General features: G+C 59.6%; 13 protein-coding genes. 6 read left to right on the top strand and 7 right to left on the bottom strand.

Annotated elements, in window-relative coordinates; genetic code table 11:
• Positions 1-101 precede the first annotated feature (101 nt).
• The 4 genes from C0V76_RS10160 (at position 102) to C0V76_RS10145 (ending at position 3,543) form a co-directional block, all read left to right on the top strand.
• On the top strand, positions 102-695 hold the full coding sequence (locus C0V76_RS10160; protein WP_101942299.1) for a TetR/AcrR family transcriptional regulator: 594 nt from the start codon (positions 102-104) through the stop codon (positions 693-695).
• 336 nt (positions 696-1,031) lie between these two features.
• On the top strand, positions 1,032-1,580 hold the full coding sequence (locus tag C0V76_RS10155; RefSeq protein WP_158239206.1) for an EF-hand domain-containing protein: 549 nt from the start codon (positions 1,032-1,034) through the stop codon (positions 1,578-1,580).
• Positions 1,581-1,672: 92 nt separating this feature from the next.
• Positions 1,673-2,887, top strand: coding sequence for a 4Fe-4S binding protein (locus C0V76_RS10150; RefSeq protein WP_101942297.1), 1,215 nt, complete (start codon positions 1,673-1,675; stop codon positions 2,885-2,887).
• Positions 2,888-3,033: 146 nt separating this feature from the next.
• A complete protein-coding gene (locus C0V76_RS10145) occupies positions 3,034-3,543 on the top strand; it encodes a disulfide bond formation protein B (protein ID WP_101942296.1) in 510 nt (169 codons plus the stop codon).
• 81 nt (positions 3,544-3,624) lie between these two features.
• Here the strand turns inward: C0V76_RS10145 and C0V76_RS10140 are convergent, their stop codons facing one another.
• Together C0V76_RS10140 and C0V76_RS10135 are read right to left on the bottom strand one after the other, a co-directional pair.
• Positions 3,625-4,650 carry a serine hydrolase gene (locus tag C0V76_RS10140; RefSeq protein ID WP_101942295.1) on the bottom strand — a complete coding sequence of 342 codons (1,026 nt, stop codon included), beginning with the start codon at positions 4,648-4,650 and terminating at the stop codon, positions 3,625-3,627.
• 206 nt (positions 4,651-4,856) lie between these two features.
• On the bottom strand, positions 4,857-7,139 hold the full coding sequence (locus C0V76_RS10135; RefSeq protein WP_101942294.1) for an NADP-dependent malic enzyme: 2,283 nt from the start codon (positions 7,137-7,139) through the stop codon (positions 4,857-4,859).
• A gap of 155 nt (positions 7,140-7,294) precedes the next feature.
• Between C0V76_RS10135 and C0V76_RS10130 the strand changes: the two genes are divergently transcribed.
• A complete protein-coding gene (locus tag C0V76_RS10130; protein ID WP_101942751.1) occupies positions 7,295-8,464 on the top strand; it encodes a pyridoxal phosphate-dependent aminotransferase in 1,170 nt (389 codons plus the stop codon).
• On the opposite strand, the gene C0V76_RS10125 is transcribed toward C0V76_RS10130, so the two are convergent.
• On the bottom strand, positions 8,465-9,205 hold the full coding sequence (locus tag C0V76_RS10125; RefSeq protein WP_101942293.1) for a transglycosylase SLT domain-containing protein: 741 nt from the start codon (positions 9,203-9,205) through the stop codon (positions 8,465-8,467).
• Positions 9,206-9,940: 735 nt separating this feature from the next.
• On the opposite strand from C0V76_RS10125, the gene C0V76_RS20095 reads away from it, so the two are divergent.
• Complete coding sequence (locus C0V76_RS20095; RefSeq protein WP_216821717.1) at positions 9,941-10,807, top strand: hypothetical protein; 867 nt, start codon at positions 9,941-9,943, stop codon at positions 10,805-10,807.
• Positions 10,808-11,426: 619 nt separating this feature from the next.
• Here the strand turns inward: C0V76_RS20095 and ampD are convergent.
• Genes ampD through C0V76_RS10100 form a run of 4 tightly spaced genes read right to left on the bottom strand, consistent with a single transcriptional unit; the run spans position 11,427 to position 15,172 of the window.
• Positions 11,427-11,984 carry a 1,6-anhydro-N-acetylmuramyl-L-alanine amidase AmpD gene (ampD, locus tag C0V76_RS10115; RefSeq protein ID WP_101942750.1) on the bottom strand — a complete coding sequence of 186 codons (558 nt, stop codon included), beginning with the start codon at positions 11,982-11,984 and terminating at the stop codon, positions 11,427-11,429.
• Positions 11,985-11,989: 5 nt separating this feature from the next.
• The gene (locus C0V76_RS10110; RefSeq protein ID WP_216821716.1) at positions 11,990-13,381 is read right to left on the bottom strand and encodes a sigma-54 dependent transcriptional regulator; all 1,392 of its coding nucleotides are present in this window, start codon (positions 13,379-13,381) and stop codon (positions 11,990-11,992) included.
• Positions 13,371-14,930, bottom strand: coding sequence for a PAS domain-containing sensor histidine kinase (locus C0V76_RS10105; RefSeq protein WP_101942291.1), 1,560 nt, complete (start codon positions 14,928-14,930; stop codon positions 13,371-13,373). The genes C0V76_RS10110 and C0V76_RS10105 overlap by 11 nt, the downstream gene beginning before the upstream one ends.
• On the bottom strand, positions 14,930-15,172 hold the full coding sequence (locus tag C0V76_RS10100; RefSeq protein WP_101942290.1) for a PP0621 family protein: 243 nt from the start codon (positions 15,170-15,172) through the stop codon (positions 14,930-14,932). The genes C0V76_RS10105 and C0V76_RS10100 overlap by 1 nt, the downstream gene beginning before the upstream one ends.
• Positions 15,173-15,464: the final 292 nt, after the last annotated feature.

The following is a 15,464-nucleotide window of genomic DNA, read 5'->3' as shown; positions in this document are numbered from 1 at the left end:
CAAAGCTCGAACGATCAGGTCAGCACCTTGCGGTGCGACTTGTCCAATTACGCCAAGGCCGGATAATACGACGCCACCCAGCCCAACACCGCATCGCCCACATGAACACAACGAAATCGCCCGCCACCGGCACCGCCCAGCCCCGTCAGCCACTCGATCGTGACGCCTGGATCAACTTCGCCCTCTCAGTACTGGCCGAAGATGGCCTCGAAGGCTTGCGTGTGGAAGTGCTGGCGCGCCGCTTGAATGTGACCAAGGGCAGTTTTTACTGGCACTTCAAGGACCGGCAGGCGCTCCTCAATGCCGTCGCTGCACATTGGCGCGACTTGCGCATCGCCGAAGTGGAAGCTCAGGCCAGCATCGCGCCACAGCAGGCCCGTGAGCAGATTCACGCGGTCATCAACCAGTACGCGACCCAGCCCAACCAGATCCGCATGCGCATGGAACTGGCCATTCGGGACTGGGCCCGTCGCGACGCGTTGGTCGCCGCCGCCGTGGAAGCCGTGGATCAGGCCCGCCTGCGCAACTCCACCCGCCTTTTCGAACTGGCCGGTTTCAGCGCCGAAGAAGCCTATACCCGGGCGCTACTGACCTTCACTCATGTGTTCGGCCTGTCGATGATGATGTTTGAAGAAAGCATCTCAACCGATATCGCTTCGCGCCACACGGCCATCGCCACCCTGATCACCCGCTAACCCGGCCGCCCTTCTGCGAGGGTTCTGACAAGCTGTTCACGATCTGTAGCGAGAGGGCGTCAGCAGGGTGAAGAGCAACGCAGGGACCGGAGTTTATGTTGCTAAATGAGTATTCCGAGCAGCGCGCGAGCCCTCTCAGTGATCAATGAACGGCCTCGCAGTAAGATCGGGAACAGCTTCTGAGGGCCGCCACCGGTGACCGGCCGGCGGCCCTTGTTACATCCGCTTACACACGCTTTCCGCTGCGAAACATCTCGCGCGACACCCCGGCCTAGGATGCAAGTGCGGACGGAGCACACGCCCCGCCCACTCAATCATCCCAAGAGGAGTGTCACCATGAAAACCACCACCCGCAATCTGCTCACGCTAGCCAGCCTGATCGCCGCCGTTTTTGCCAGTGCCGGCGCCATTGCCCAGACCGGCCCCGGCCGCGGAGGCATGCAGCCTGCCACAGCCACCATGCAGGGCCGCGCCCTTGAACGCTTCCAGGCCGCCGATACCGACAAGGACGGTGCGCTGAACAAAGACGAAGCCAGCAAGGGCATGCCAGGGCTCGGTGAGCGTTTCGCCGCGCTGGACACCAATCAGGACGGCAAGATCACCACCGAAGAATTCCAGACCTTCCGCAACAATGCCCGAAGCTCCGGCGCACAAGGAGGCATGGGGGCTCGCGGCGGCATGCACAAGGCAAGCTACCGTGGGCAAGGATCTCAGGGCGGCATGCTGCTCAACGCCGACACCGACAAAGACGGCGTCATCACCCGAGCTGAAGCCGAGAAGTACCTCACCACCCAGGCCCTGAACCGCTTCGACACGCTCGACACCAACAAGGACGGCAAGCTCTCGGCCGAAGAGCAAGCAGCCGGCCGCGGCCCGCGCCGCTAAGCCTCATCACGGGCAGCCCCCAGCCCGGAAGCTGCCCGCGCACCCGCAACTCCAGCAGAGACCGATCCACATACCATCGGGGGAGTTGAATCATGAAAAAACACTACCAGCACAGTCCCTGGGTGCAGCCCGCACGCCTCATCGCCCAGCTTGGTTTTCTGGCCTTCGCCAGTTTTGCAGCCTGGCGCCATCAAAAACTGGGAGGCGGCCCGGACGGCGCGGTATCCGTCGATGCCCTGTGCCCTTTCGGCGGGCTCGAAGCTCTGTTCAAATTCGTCAGCAGCGGCGAATTCATCCAGCGCCTGAATACCTCTGACTTTGTGCTGCTGGCCGGCACCGTCGCGCTGGCCCTCGTGCTCGGGCGCTATTTCTGCGGCTGGATCTGCCCGCTCGGCACCCTCCAGGAGCTGGCCCGCAAGATCGGCCAGAAACTGTTCCGCAAAGTCCAGCTCAGCGTTCCCACCATGCTCGACAAGCCCCTGCGCTGGTTGAAATACGTCGTGCTGGCCTGGGCGCTGGTCTTCACCTGGAAGACAGGCAGCCTGATCATCCGCCCCTATGACCCCTGGGCCGCCTACGCCCACGGCTTCGCGGGTTGGAACGAAATGTGGAGCGAGTTTGCAGTCGGCAGCAGCATTCTCTTTGCGTCCCTGCTGATCGGCCTCTTTGTTGATCGCGTTTTCTGCCGCTACCTGTGCCCGCTCGGCGCCTTTCTCGGCATCGTCAGCAAGCTGGGCCTGTTCAGCATCAAGCGCAATGGCGAAAGCTGTCTCGCCTGCAACAAGTGCGAGAAAACCTGTCCGGTCACGATCCCCATCATGGCGGCGCCAGCCGTGCGCTCGGCAGAATGCATCGGTTGCCTCACCTGCACCACCACCTGCCCCACCGGCAAGCGTGGCACCGAGCATGAGGGCCAAACCTTCCTGCTGCCCGCAATCGCCGGCAAACAGATCTGCCCGGCTGTCATCGGCTGGGCCGGACTGGTCATCTTCCTGGGCATGATCGCTACGGCACAATTCGCCGGCTACTGGCGTACCCAACCGGCTTCGATCAGCGCTGCCCTTACCAGCGAAGGACGACTCGATGCGCAAGCCATCCGCGGCTACATGACGCTGGAAGAGATTGCAAAAACCTATAGCGTGGAACTCGGCAAGCTTTACCGAGAACTTGGCTTCTCCGAACAACAGGTTCCAGCCACAACCAGATGCAAGGAAATCCGCACACTGCTAGGCGATTCCGGAGCGGAATTCGACACTCAGAACGTGCGCGATGCGGTAAGCCGGCTGCAAGACCCCCAGCACAACTAGACCCGTTCAATGTGGTGCGGGTTGCCGATTCTCGGCAGCCCGTCTTTTGCGTCTCACTCCCGCACCTGCGGCAAGCCCACACACGCAATCCGGGCTAGAATCCAGCCTCCGCCGGAAACCGGCCCGCTAACTTCCAGTCGCTCGCCATGTACACCCGTTACCCGCTGCGCCTTGTTTTCTCCGCAATCTTTGCTTGGTGTGCCGGCCTGATCGGTTTCGGTCTAATCCTGCAGCACTTTGGTGGCTACGAGCCCTGCCCGATGTGCATCATGCAACGCTATGCCTTCGTCGCTTGCTCCGCGATCGCCCTCATCGCTGTCATCCACAACGCCCAAGGTGTGGGGCGTCGCCTCTACGCCTTCCTGATCGCAGCCAGCGCAATTGCTGGCGCCAGCGTGTCAGTCCGCCAGATCATGCTGCAACGCAATCCTCCGGCCGAAACGGTTTGTGGCCCCGATCTGGCCTACCTACTCAATTCCTTTCCGCTCGGCGACGCCTTCCCGATGATTTTCCAAGGCACGGGCGACTGCAGCAAAGCCGATCCCTTTCTGGGCCTGACAATCGCTGAATGGGCCCTGCTGAACTTCACGCTTGTTGCACTGATCGCCCTGTGGCAGCTTGCCCGTCGTACCCCGGAGCGTCGCCGCTTCGGCTAAGCCATCCCGCAAACACGACGCAGCAAAAACAAAGGCCGCATGGATCAGATCCATGCGGCCTTTATATTTTTCTGCCAGCAATCAGTTGCTGTGTGAAAGACCCGGATGCCCGGCACTGGCCACGGGCTGGCTGCGATGCATGGCCATAGTCTCCAGCCATTTGCGGATGCGCTGTGCATCACCCACCCGTGTATAGCGCCCCCAAGAGTCCAGCAGCACGATGGCCAACGGCTTGTTGCCCATCCAGGCCTGCATCACCAAACACTTGCCAGACTCGCTGATATAACCGGTTTTCTGCACGTCGATCTGCCAGTCCGGACTCTTCACCAGCGAGTTCGTGCTGTGAAAGGTGTGCGAGCGTCCGCCCTTCAGTGCCACCGTATGCTCGGAGGCAGTCGAAAACTCACGGATCAGCGGATAGCGCGAGGCATTCGCGACCAAAGTTGCCAGATCACGCGCAGAGGAGACGTTGTTCTTATTCAGGCCAGTGCCATCAAAAATTCGTGTGTCATGCAGGCCCATGAGGCTGATCTTGACTGCGACCGCCTCCAGAAAGGCATTCATCCCGCCCGGGTAGCTGCGCGCCAGGGAGGAGGCCGCGCGATTTTCGGACGCCATCAGGGCCAGACGCAGCATGTCTTCCCGACTCAACTGCGTGCCTACGGCCAAGCGCGAGCTGGTGCCCTTGAGCCGATCAACATCGTCGTCGCTCACTTCGATGATTTCAGAGAGATTCTGGTGGGCATCCAGGACCACCATGGCCGTCATCAGCTTGGTGATCGAAGCGATCGGCTGCGGTGCGGAAGCGTTGCGCTCAAGCAGTACCTCGCCAGTATTCACGTCCTGCACAAAGAAAGCGGACGAGCGGATCAGCGGGTTGCCTTCCTTGTCGAAATCGTTCTCCAGTACCGGCTTGAATTGCTTGCTGCGCACGCTGCTCGGTGCCAGCTTCACTTTCTTGGCCACCGGCTTGGTGAGCTTGCTGGAGGCAGACGCTTTAGTACTTGTTTTGGCAACCGGCTTCTTGCTGGCAGCTTCTGCAGAAAGCGGCGTCACAACGAGAAAGACCGCACTCATGAGGCCAAGCAGGATTTGGCTGACGCGCATCGGGGCAACTCCAGACTACTGAATCATTGCTGATTCTAGCAATGATTCTTGCAAATTAAAGAGATAGGCGAATTTCTTGAAGTAATTTCGCAGCTTTTGGACAGCTCGCAAAAAAACCTGCCCCAGTCCGAGGCAGGCCGAAGTATACGGGTTTTGTCCGGATGGCGACCGAATTGCGTCAAGCCATCCGGAAAGAAGACCTGCGATCAGCCGCGACGTTCAATCTGCGCAGCATCGACCACAGTCAGGGCGGTCATATTAACGATCCGGCGCACCGTCGCCGTCGGCGTGAGGATATGCACCGGGCGCGCAGCGCCAAGCAGAATAGGGCCAACCGTCATGCCATCACCAGACGTCGTCTTGATCAGGTTGAAGGCAATGTTGGCCGCATCCAGAGTCGGGAATACCAACAGATTGGCATCATCCCGCATGCGCGCATTCGGGAAAATCTGCTGCCGGATGCAGGCGTCCAGCGCCGCATCTCCATGCATCTCGCCCTCCGCTTCGATATCAGGGCGCCGCTCATGCAGCAGCGTAAGCGCTTCACGCATCTTGCGCGCGGTTGGCGTGTCATCCGTACCGAAACTCGAATGCGATAGGAGTGCAACACGCGGCGTGATGCCAAAACGCTGCAATTCCTCAGCAGCCAGGCACGTCATTTCGAAAACCTGCTCGGCACTCGGATCGTAATTGACGTAGGTGTCGCACAAAGCGATCGTGCGCCCTGGTAGGGCAAGAAGATTCATGGCGTAAAAGTGTTTCACGCCAGATCGTCGCCCCACCACGCTCTCGATGAACCGCAGGTGGTGGTTGTGCAGACCATAGGTGCCACAGATCATTCCATCGGCCCAACCAAACTTGAGCATCAAGGCACCAATCAGGGTCGAGCGTCGGCGCACCTCGCGCTTGGCATATTCAACGGAAACCCCGCGTCGTTCCATGAGCTGATGGTAGTGCGACCACAATTCGCGATAGCGCGGATCGGAGTCCTGATTCACTAGCTCAAAATCCACCCCAGGGCGGATGCGCAGCCCAAAGCGCTCGATGTACATGCTGATCACATCTGGCCGCCCAATCAGGATCGGCTGTGCGATTCCTTCATCCACGACCGTCTGCACCGCGCGCAGCACACGCTCGGACTCACCTTCAGCAAAGATGATACGGCGCGGCTCACGCTTGGCAGCGGAGAACACCGGCTTCATCACCAACCCCGAATGCCACACGAAATTATTCAGTTGCTGACGATAAGCGTCCCAGTCCTCGATCGGCCGCGTGGCCACACCGGAATCCATGGCAGCCTTGGCAACCGCAGGAGCAATCCGCACGATCAGACGCGGATCAAAGGGACGCGGAATGATGTACTCACGCCCAAAACCCGCTACCTGCTCCCCATAAGCCGCTACGACCACGTCCGACTGCTCGGCCCGCGCCAATTCAGCAATCGCTCGCACGGCCGCCAGCTGCATCTCGTCACTGATCGTAGTCGCCCCCACATCCAGCGCGCCGCGGAAGATGAAGGGAAAACACAGAACGTTGTTGACCTGATTCGGATGGTCGGAGCGGCCGGTTGCCACGATGGCATCGGGGCGCACCGCCTTGACCTCGTCCGGCATGATTTCCGGCACCGGATTGGCAAGCGCCAGGATCAGCGGATTCGCCGCCATCTTCATCACCATTTCCGGCTTGAGCACGCCGGCGGCGGAAAGCCCCAAAAACACATCCGCCCCCTCGATCACCTCGGTCAGGGTCCGCATGCCGGTGGACTTGGCATACACCGACTTGATCGGATCCATCTCTTCGGTGCGGCCTTCATAGACCACGCCCTTGATGTCCGTCACCCAGATATTCCGGACCGGAATGCCCAACATCACCAGCAGGTCCAGACAGGCCAGTGCGGCGGCTCCGGCGCCGGAAGTTACCAGCTTGATCTGGTCCAGCGGCTTGCCTAAGAGATGCAGGCCATTGAGGATGGCCGCTCCCACCACGATGGCCGTGCCATGTTGGTCATCATGAAAGACCGGGATCTTCATGCGCTCGCGCAGCTTGCGCTCGATATAGAAGCACTCTGGCGCCTTGATATCCTCAAGATTGATCCCGCCAAAGGTCGGTTCCAGCGAAGCAATGATGTCCACCAGCTTGTCCGGGTCACGCTCGGCAATCTCGATGTCGAATACATCAATGCCCGCAAACTTCTTGAACAGCACGCCCTTGCCTTCCATCACCGGCTTGGCCGCCAAGGGGCCGATCGCGCCAAGCCCAAGCACAGCCGTGCCATTGGTAACGACACCGATCAGATTGGCACGTGCGGTGTACAAACTGGCTGTCGCCGGATCATCAACGATGGCGTCACACGCAGCCGCAACCCCCGGCGAATACGCCAGGGACAGATCCCGCTGATTAGTAAGCGCCTTCGTCGGCACCACGGCAATTTTTCCGGGGCGTGGCAAGGCGTGGTATTCCAGTGCGGCAGCACGGATTCTTTCATCCATGAGAAGGCCTCTGAGTAGGGTTCGGGAAGATTGTTCTTGTATGTGCCGCTCATTCTAGAAGCCGCAATGCACACCTGACACCCTGCTGTTCATCCGGACATGCTTGTTGGCACAAATCACGTATGCTCGCCCCTTGTCCGCCCTTCCACAGCCACATGTCCGCCATTCTTCCCGACAGTCTCGCCGCGCGGCTGCGCGGCATTCCTCCTTTCCATGTCATGGAGTTGCTGGCTCGTGCCCAGGCACTCGAAGCCCAAGGGCACGACATCATTCATCTGGAGGTTGGAGAGCCGGACTTCCCCAGTCCGGAGCCCGTAATCCGGGCAGCCCAGGCCTTTCTCGCCAAGGGACAGGTGCGCTACACGCCAGCGGTGGGCCTTCCCGCCTTGCGCGAAGCCATCTCCGGTTTTTATGCAGAACGCTTTAGCGCCAACGTTGATCCTGAACGCATCATCATTACCGCTGGCGCTTCCGGCGCGCTACTACTTGCGGTAGCAGCCCTCACCAACCCCGGTGACGAATGGCTGCTCACAGACCCGGGCTATCCCTGCAACCGTCAGTTTGTACAGGCCTTCAACGGCAGCGTACGCACTCTGCCGGTCAGTGCCACGACAGCCTGGCAGCCGACCGCCGAACAACTCGGCGCCGCCTGGGGGCCGCATACTAAGGGCTTGCTTCTTGCCAGCCCTGCCAACCCAACAGGCAGCGTGCTCAGCCCAACAGAACTGAACGCGCTGTGCGCCAATGCGCGAGCCGCCGGCAAGCAGGTTATCGTTGATGAGATCTACCAGGGATTGGTGTATGGCGAAACCGCCAGCAGCGTCCTGGGGCAGCGCCAGGACATCTTCGTGGTGAACAGTTTCTCGAAATATTTTGGCATGACCGGTTGGCGCCTGGGCTGGCTGGTAGTTCCAGAAGGTTTTGCGCGCCCAGTGGAGATGCTTGCTCAGCACCTGTTCATCGCCGCTTCAACCCCTGCCCAACATGCAGCACTGGCAGCCTTCAGTTCAGAATGCCTGGAAATCCTGGAGCTCCGACGCCAGGCTTTTGCCTCGCGCCGCAACGGCATGCTGAAAGGTTTGCGTGAGCTCGGTTTCGGTATCGGACACGAACCTGCTGGCGCCTTCTACATCTATGCCAACATCGCAGGGCTCGCGACTGACAGCATGGAGTTCGCTCACCGCCTGCTTGATCAGGCCGGAGTGGCCTGCACTCCAGGCAAAGACTTTGGTGACTGGCAGGCTGCCGCACATTTGCGGCTAGCCTATACCGCTGACGAAACACGCATCGCAGAAGCGCTGGAGCGCATCCGCAGCGTCCTGTAGTCAGCTGGCCTTGTCAATGGCAGAGCGCGCTGCCGTGCGCGTGGCGGGTGCCGCCACGAAACCACGCAGGCGCTCAAACTCCTGCATGACCCGGCTGGAATAGGCCATCTCCGGATCGGCACTGGCTCCGCCATAAAGTTGCAGCGCTGCATCTACGCTTCCAGTGGAACGGATGTACTCCCTGAGAATCAGGGTGCCCACTCGAATGTTCTCAACCGGGTCGAAGAGCGCAACACTGCCCTTCTCAGCGGTGATCTTTTCAACGTGAAAACGCGGAATGATCTGCATCAGGCCCTGAGCACCGAAATTACTCTCGGCGAAGGGATTGAAGCCGGACTCAACAGTGATCACGGCCAGGATCAGCAGCGGATCCACACCGTTCGCCTGCCCCTCACGCTGAGCCGCCTTGACCAGCGTCTCAACCACCAGCGGAGAGACCCGATGACGCTTGGCAATGGCCGCTGCGACACGTGCGTGACCAGCAGACATACCGCGCGAGTGTTCAGCCACGGCCTCTTCATATACAGCATCCACCATCGCAACTTCAGTCGTTTCCACCATCTGCTGGCCATAGCCAAACATTTCGCGGGGATTCAGACCATCCACACCGAAACGGCCCAGCTGATAAGTCATGCCGGCCATCACGATCACACCCGCCATCACGAAACCACCGTGAGCAAAGTGCAGGAAAAAAGTCAGCAGATGTTGAGCAAAGCGGGTCAGTCTGACTAAGGGTGTCATTCTGGCTCTCCTGTTCAGTCAAACCGGCACAGCGCAGTGGCGCGGACAACACTCCGCGCGCAGCGCAGAGTGATAGTTCATACCGGTTTTCTTCGAGTGTCAGATGGCGAAAACTTCCAAGTGGGAAGGGCCATCCTGCGTAACGCATCTCCGCAACCGGGAGGTGCCGGACTGGACTGCAGCAACACGATGCTTCTTGCATCGGCGACCACAGCGTAACGGGTCATCAGGGCATGTAGTTCTATGTGACGGAGCGCTCGATTCTGCTATGCAGCACCCTTAAGTAAGGGAAGAGCGTTTCCATCTGTTTCCAGAGGTGTTCGCAGTCTATTGATTACAATGAATTTTGTCAATCAGCCCACAAAGCCAGTACTGACGCGGCAATTCATTTGTCATTCACTCAAAAGCCGCACCAGACGGTAGATTCCGCCACCCCCTGTACTTACAGGCACAAAAAAACGGGGTCCGCAGACCCCGTTCTCACACACTAGCACTGGCCATAATCAGGGGCGCGAACCACCCGGAAAAGGCCAGCCAGCCTTCGGATCCAACGAGGACTTGATACCCGGAGTAGCCGCCGTCGAGGGCGTTGCGGGCTTGGGTGCCGGAGCAGGAGTTGCCTGAGATGTCTCGGCAACTGCGGCCGGCGCTGCAACTACCGAAGCCGGTGCAGCCGCAGCGGGGGCAGCAACCGGCTCAGCTTTTTTTGCGGCAGGCTTCTTGGCCGCGGCGGGCTTGGCAACTACAGCCTTCTTGGGTTCAGGCTTCACGACAGCCTTCGCCGGAGCAGCCTTCTTCACTACAGGTTTGGCAACAACAACCTTCTTTGCTTCAGGCTTGGCCGGAGCAGCCTTCTTGGCAACCGGCTTCGCAGCAACTTTGGCAGGAGCGGCCTTCTTCGCAACAGGCTTGGCAGCGGCTTTGGCCGGCGCAGCTTTCTTGGCGGCCGGCTTGGCGACAGGCTTTGCAGCAGCCTTTTTAGCGGCAGGTTTGGCAGCCACCTTGACCGGCGTGGCCTTCTTGGCCGCAGTTTTCGCGGCAGGCTTGGCAGCCACAGCCTTCTTTGCGACAGATTTGGCTGCCGCCTTGGCCGGTACAGCCTTCTTAGCTGCCGGCTTGGCTGCTGGTTTGGCAACGGCTTTCTTTACTGCGGGCTTGGTCGCTGCAGCTTTCTTCACTGCAACTTTCGCCACAGCCTTCTTGGCAACCGGCTTAGCTGCGGCCTTGACTGGCACAGCCTTCTTGGCTGCAGTTTTCGCGACCGGCTTGGCAGCAACAGCCTTCTTTGCTACGGGTTTGGCAGCAGCTTTAGCGGGAGCGGCCTTCTTCGCCACGGGCTTGGCAGCAGCTTTGGCGACCGGCTTAGCAGCCACAGCCTTCTTGGCCACTGGCTTGGCAGCAGCTTTGGCCGGCGCAGCCTTCTTCGCCACGGGCTTGGCAGCAGCTTTAGCTGGTGCAGCCTTCTTCGCTACAGGTTTAGCAGCAGCTTTGACGGGAGCCGCCTTTTTAGCTGCGGGCTTGGCGGCCGCTTTGGGCGCCGGTTTTTTTTCTGCTGCTTTCTTTACTTTCTCAGTTGTTGCCATCTTCACACCTCCTTGTTAGCACCGATCAGGTTGGTTACTACGCACGAACACACCATCCCCGGATGCCATCCGGATGGTGATCAAGCCACGCGATAACGCGGCGATGGGAAAACAGTCAACCACCCTGCTCAACATCGCGGCAGCATGGCAAAGAATGGGAAAGGGAAGTCCGAAAAATTCCGGCACGCAGACGCGATGAACATCACGTTTTTGCGGAGAACAGAAAGCCCTTGCGTCGAAGGCAGTGTAGGTAAGCACAGACGTCGGGTTCTGGTTCTGTATATGCACCGGCTCAGGTCGTGAATAAAGTTGAGCTTGTCATTACCGTTTAATGCAAAAAACTTGTGGAATCAAGACTTTTCTTCTTGCTTTAGGCGAAGACTTGCACGCTCGTCGCGAGCACACAACATTTCATCCTTGCCGGAAAAGCTTGCACCACAAGGCTTTCAAGCAAGCCAAAATAAAATGACAAATGACTTCACCCCACTCACCACAAGTATCAACGTTCGTCGGAAAGCCCGGCTACAGGGCAATTCATGCGCTTCCGGAAAATTGCGAGTCGCCACCACTCTGCCCGATCAGCGCACACTAGATATGGTGAGCTCGCCGCACAAGGCTACTATCGGCGGTAGCCGTGTTCAGCGCATGCGTAAGCCGCTATGCAGGGCACACGACGACAACTGGTTCCAGTCGAAAAAAGGCCCCGGATCCGTCTTGCGTCCAGGCGCGATATCACTGTGCCCGCAGATGGCCTGCAATGGATGATTTCCCGCAAGGCAGGCCACAAGCCTGTTCAACTGCGCATATTGGGCAGCCTCAAACGCTTGTGTGTCGCTCCCCTCCAGCTCGATGCCGAGGGAGAAATCGTTGCAGCGCTCACGCCCTTCCCAATAGGAGACGCCGGCATGCCAGGCACGCTGACGGGTGGACACAAATTGCAGCAACTCACCATCCCGACGGATGAAGAAGTGTGCTGACACCCGCAGGTGATGGATCTTTGCGTAATAGGGATGAGAGGAAGCGTCGAGGGTATTAGTGAAGAGTGCTTCGACGCCGGGGCCACCAAACTCCTCCGGCGGCAGACTGATGGCATGTATCACCAGCAACTCCGCCACACAGCCAACCGGACGTTCATCGCAATTCGGTGACGGAATCCAGCGAGCACCACGAAGCCAACCCTCATGATCCAGTTGCAGGACGCTCACTCGGCCTCGCCCCCCTTGTCACCCTTCATGCTCAGACGCTCCATGCGATAACGCAGCGAACGAAAAGTTACACCCAACACGCGCGCAGCCGCCGTGCGATTGCCGGAAGTCTTGCCCAAGGCCTCGATGATGGCCTCACGTTCAACCCGGTCAAGGTAATCCTGCAGGGTGCTCTCAGCGCAACCGTGGGCTCCCGGCGAGCCCTCACAGTCCTGTGGCTCAAGATGCAGATCCTCGACTTCAACCTGGTCCCCCAGTGCCAGTGCCATGGCGCGCTCAAGGATGTTTTCAAGTTCGCGCACGTTGCCGGGGAAGGCATAAGCCAGCAAAGCCCGCCGTGCCGCATCGGTAAGTTGCGGCGTGCGTAAACCGGCTTCCGTCGCAAGACGTGCCAGGATGTTTTCTGCAAGCGGCAAGATATCGTCACGCCGCTCTCGCAGAGCTGGCATTTTCAGTTCGATCACGTTAAGGCGATAAAAGAGATCCTGACGAAACTTGCCCTGCTCTACCCGCTCTCGCAGATTCTGGTGAGTCGCTGAAATGATGCGCACATCAACCGGTTGCTCCTGTGTGTCGCCGATACGCCGCACGCGCTTTTCCTGGATGGCGCGCAGCAGCTTGACCTGCATGGCCAGCGGCAAATCAGCTACCTCGTCGAGAAACAGCGTGCCGCCGTCGGCCGCCTGGAAGAAACCTTCCCGATCGGCATCCGCCCCCGTGAAAGCACCTTTGCGGTAGCCGAAGAACTCACTCTCCATCAGGTTCTCCGGAATAGCACCGCAGTTAACGCCAACAAAGGGCCTATCCGAGCGCGCGCCGAAACTGTGGATCAGGCGAGCGGCGCGTTCCTTGCCACTGCCGGATTCGCCAGAAATATAGACCGGAGCCAAGCTGCGAGCGAGGCGTTCGATCATGCTGCGCACCTGCAGCATGCTGGCCGACTCCCCAGTGAGCTGCGCGGCTGGTTTGCCAGCCTTCTGCTCAGCCTTCGGAATCTCGAGGGCCGATTTGACCAGTGTGCGTAGCTGCTCGAGCGACACGGGCTTGGAGATGTAATCGAAAGCGCCAGCCTTGAGTGCCGCCACCGCGTTATCCGTGCTGCCGTGAGCAGTAATCACGGCTACAGGCAAGTCGGCACAATGAGTGGCGATGTAGCGCACGACATCCAGCCCTTCACCATCCGGCAGGCGCATATCCGTCAGGCACAACCGGTACTGACGCTCACTGGCCAGACGGATCGCGTCTTTCACCGATCCCGCAGCGTCCACACCCAAGCCCATACGCACCAGCGAAAGCTCGATCAATTCGCGGATATCTTCCTCGTCATCGACCACCAGTACGTCGGCACCCCGCACACGGCCGCGACGCTCCATGCTCTCACTGCTCATGCAGCCTCCTCACAATCAGATGAAATTCCGCCCCGCCCGCAGCATCCAGCAAACTCAGATCAGCCGCATTAGCCTCTGCCAACTCGCGAGCCATGTATAACCCTAGGCCTGTCCCCTTTGGGTCGGAAGTAAAGAACGGCTCGAACACCTTGCTCCGATCCTCTGACGGAATGCCCGGGCCGTCATCACGAATGGTAAGCAGGCCACGTGCTTCGTCGATCCGCTGAACATTCAGATGAATGCTACCGGGCTGGCCGCAACAATAACGACGCGCATTGCCGAGCAGATTGGAAAGGATCTGATAGAGATGCACGCGATCAAAACTCACCCACACCTCCTGCTGTACATCGAGCACCACCAGCGTCATCACATCGGCGTGCTGCAGGGCATATTCATCCAGAAAGGTCCGGCAGAACTGCCCCAGCTCGAGGCGCTCACTGGTCAGACGATCACGCCGGCCAAGTTCCAGCACATCCCGCACGATGCGCTCGATGCGGGCCGTATTGTCATGAATGATCCGCACCAGGCGCTGCTGGACCTCTCCTCGCTTCTCTTCCAGCAAAAGCTCACCAGCGTGCGAGATTGAGGAGAGCGGATTGCGGATTTCGTGCGCAATATTGGCAGTAAGTCGCCCTAGTGCAGCGAGCTTCATCTGCCGCGCACGCGCCAAAACCCGCTCGGTGTCTTCTACATAGAACAATAAATCGGCTCCCTCGCCGGTCGCCAGCCGTCGCACCTGGAGTGATGCGCCAGTCTGTTCGTTCTGGATGTGGACGCAGAAATCAGTCTCGACGTGCAGCACCGCTCCAGCCTCCAGAGCCGGCACACATGCGCTCAGCGCCGAGCCTACATCCAACCTCACTCCGAGCAGCTCTGCCGCACGTGGGTTGGCTTGGCGAATCCGACCACGCTCATCGACCACCACTACGCCCTCTTGCATATCCTCGATGATGCGGGCATTGACGCGCAACTGGCGTGCCAGGTCGAGTCCGCGCTCCCTCGCCAACGCTTCATTGGCCAGCGCACGCCGGGCCAGCATGCGGGCCACGATGGCCACCGCAAAAAAACCAATGCAGACGATCGCCGCCTGTGGCAGATCTTCCGTAGTTCGCTCTCCACTCAGCATACGGGCGGCCTGATCGATCAGCACAGCAATCGTGGCCAGCGAAGCAGCCCCCAGCACCATGCGCCCCTGGCCAATGAGTCCGGAACCTGCGATGGACGTCATCATCAGGAAGGGCACGCCGCTGCGATATCCCCCGCTGGCATACATGAACATGGCTAGCACAATGATGTCCAGCGCCGCCTGCAACCCCAGCGTACGCTCGCCGTAATGCGGGCTGCCAGCATGCAGCAGGAAGAAGGTAAAGGCCATCACCCAGTAGGCCACCACCGCCACGATGAACACATCTGGTGCCTTCTGGCCAAAGCTCAGCACACCGCCGAAAATCGCAAAGGCACTCGCCACCACTATCCGGTACAGATTGAAGTACCGGATCGAAACCGCGCGTGCATCCGGAGCCTCGAATCCGGTCAGTACTGCAGTCATCAGCGGCTGCCTCCCACACCAAGATGAGCATGTTCGGGCGAACAGAAGTCCCGCCCACCGTCACTGACCGCCTCACTCTCTGGAACCAGCAGGCCGCAATGCGCGCACTCCACTATGCGCTCGGGTTCCGCAGGTGCAGCCCGCTCCGCCCCCCGCTCTTGCGGCACATCAGAGCGTTGCCACCAGCGGCGCACGAAGTGAACCGCCAGCAACAAGAGGAAAAACAGCAAAAGATTGCGCATGCTTGCTCCAGCGTTTCAGGAACCGCGAGTGTATCCCGGAGGCCAGCTCGGTCAAATCCATCAGGCGCCGCAGACGGACTCCCGAGACCATCAGCGTATCCCGGCGTAATGATCGGAGAAGGCCATTTCGCAACTCGTGGAGACACCCCCAACAAGATCAGCACCATGCTTAAAGCCCTGATCATGCAAGCGACGAGTCCGCCTCTCCACATCCAGGCGAAAACGATCTGGCGAGCTATTCAGACAGAGGTATTGCAATCTCTCACCCTGCACGGGATCAGGTCAGCCCCTT

This window comes from Uliginosibacterium sp. TH139, assembly GCF_002855595.1.
Classification (GTDB): Bacteria; Pseudomonadota; Gammaproteobacteria; order Burkholderiales; family Rhodocyclaceae; genus Uliginosibacterium; species Uliginosibacterium aquaticum.
Note: the sequence above shows the minus strand (reverse complement) of the source record. Positions and strands in the feature narration are given on the sequence as shown.

Bases quoted from the DNA above. Each gene is read 5' to 3' on its own strand.
- C0V76_RS10160 (WP_101942299.1), top strand. From the start codon at position 102: ATGAACACAACGAAATCGCCCGCCACCGGCACCGCCCAGCCCCGTCAG.
- C0V76_RS10155 (WP_158239206.1), top strand. From the start codon at position 1,032: ATGAAAACCACCACCCGCAATCTGCTCACGCTAGCCAGCCTGATCGCC.
- C0V76_RS10150 (WP_101942297.1), top strand. From the start codon at position 1,673: ATGAAAAAACACTACCAGCACAGTCCCTGGGTGCAGCCCGCACGCCTC.
- C0V76_RS10145 (WP_101942296.1), top strand. From the start codon at position 3,034: ATGTACACCCGTTACCCGCTGCGCCTTGTTTTCTCCGCAATCTTTGCT.
- C0V76_RS10140 (WP_101942295.1), bottom strand. From the start codon at position 4,650: ATGCGCGTCAGCCAAATCCTGCTTGGCCTCATGAGTGCGGTCTTTCTC.
- C0V76_RS10135 (WP_101942294.1), bottom strand. From the start codon at position 7,139: ATGGATGAAAGAATCCGTGCTGCCGCACTGGAATACCACGCCTTGCCA.
- C0V76_RS10130 (WP_101942751.1), top strand. From the start codon at position 7,295: ATGTCCGCCATTCTTCCCGACAGTCTCGCCGCGCGGCTGCGCGGCATT.
- C0V76_RS10125 (WP_101942293.1), bottom strand. From the start codon at position 9,205: ATGACACCCTTAGTCAGACTGACCCGCTTTGCTCAACATCTGCTGACT.
- C0V76_RS10110 (WP_216821716.1), bottom strand. From the start codon at position 13,381: ATGAGCAGTGAGAGCATGGAGCGTCGCGGCCGTGTGCGGGGTGCCGAC.
- C0V76_RS10105 (WP_101942291.1), bottom strand. From the start codon at position 14,930: ATGACTGCAGTACTGACCGGATTCGAGGCTCCGGATGCACGCGCGGTT.
- C0V76_RS10100 (WP_101942290.1), bottom strand. From the start codon at position 15,172: ATGCGCAATCTTTTGCTGTTTTTCCTCTTGTTGCTGGCGGTTCACTTC.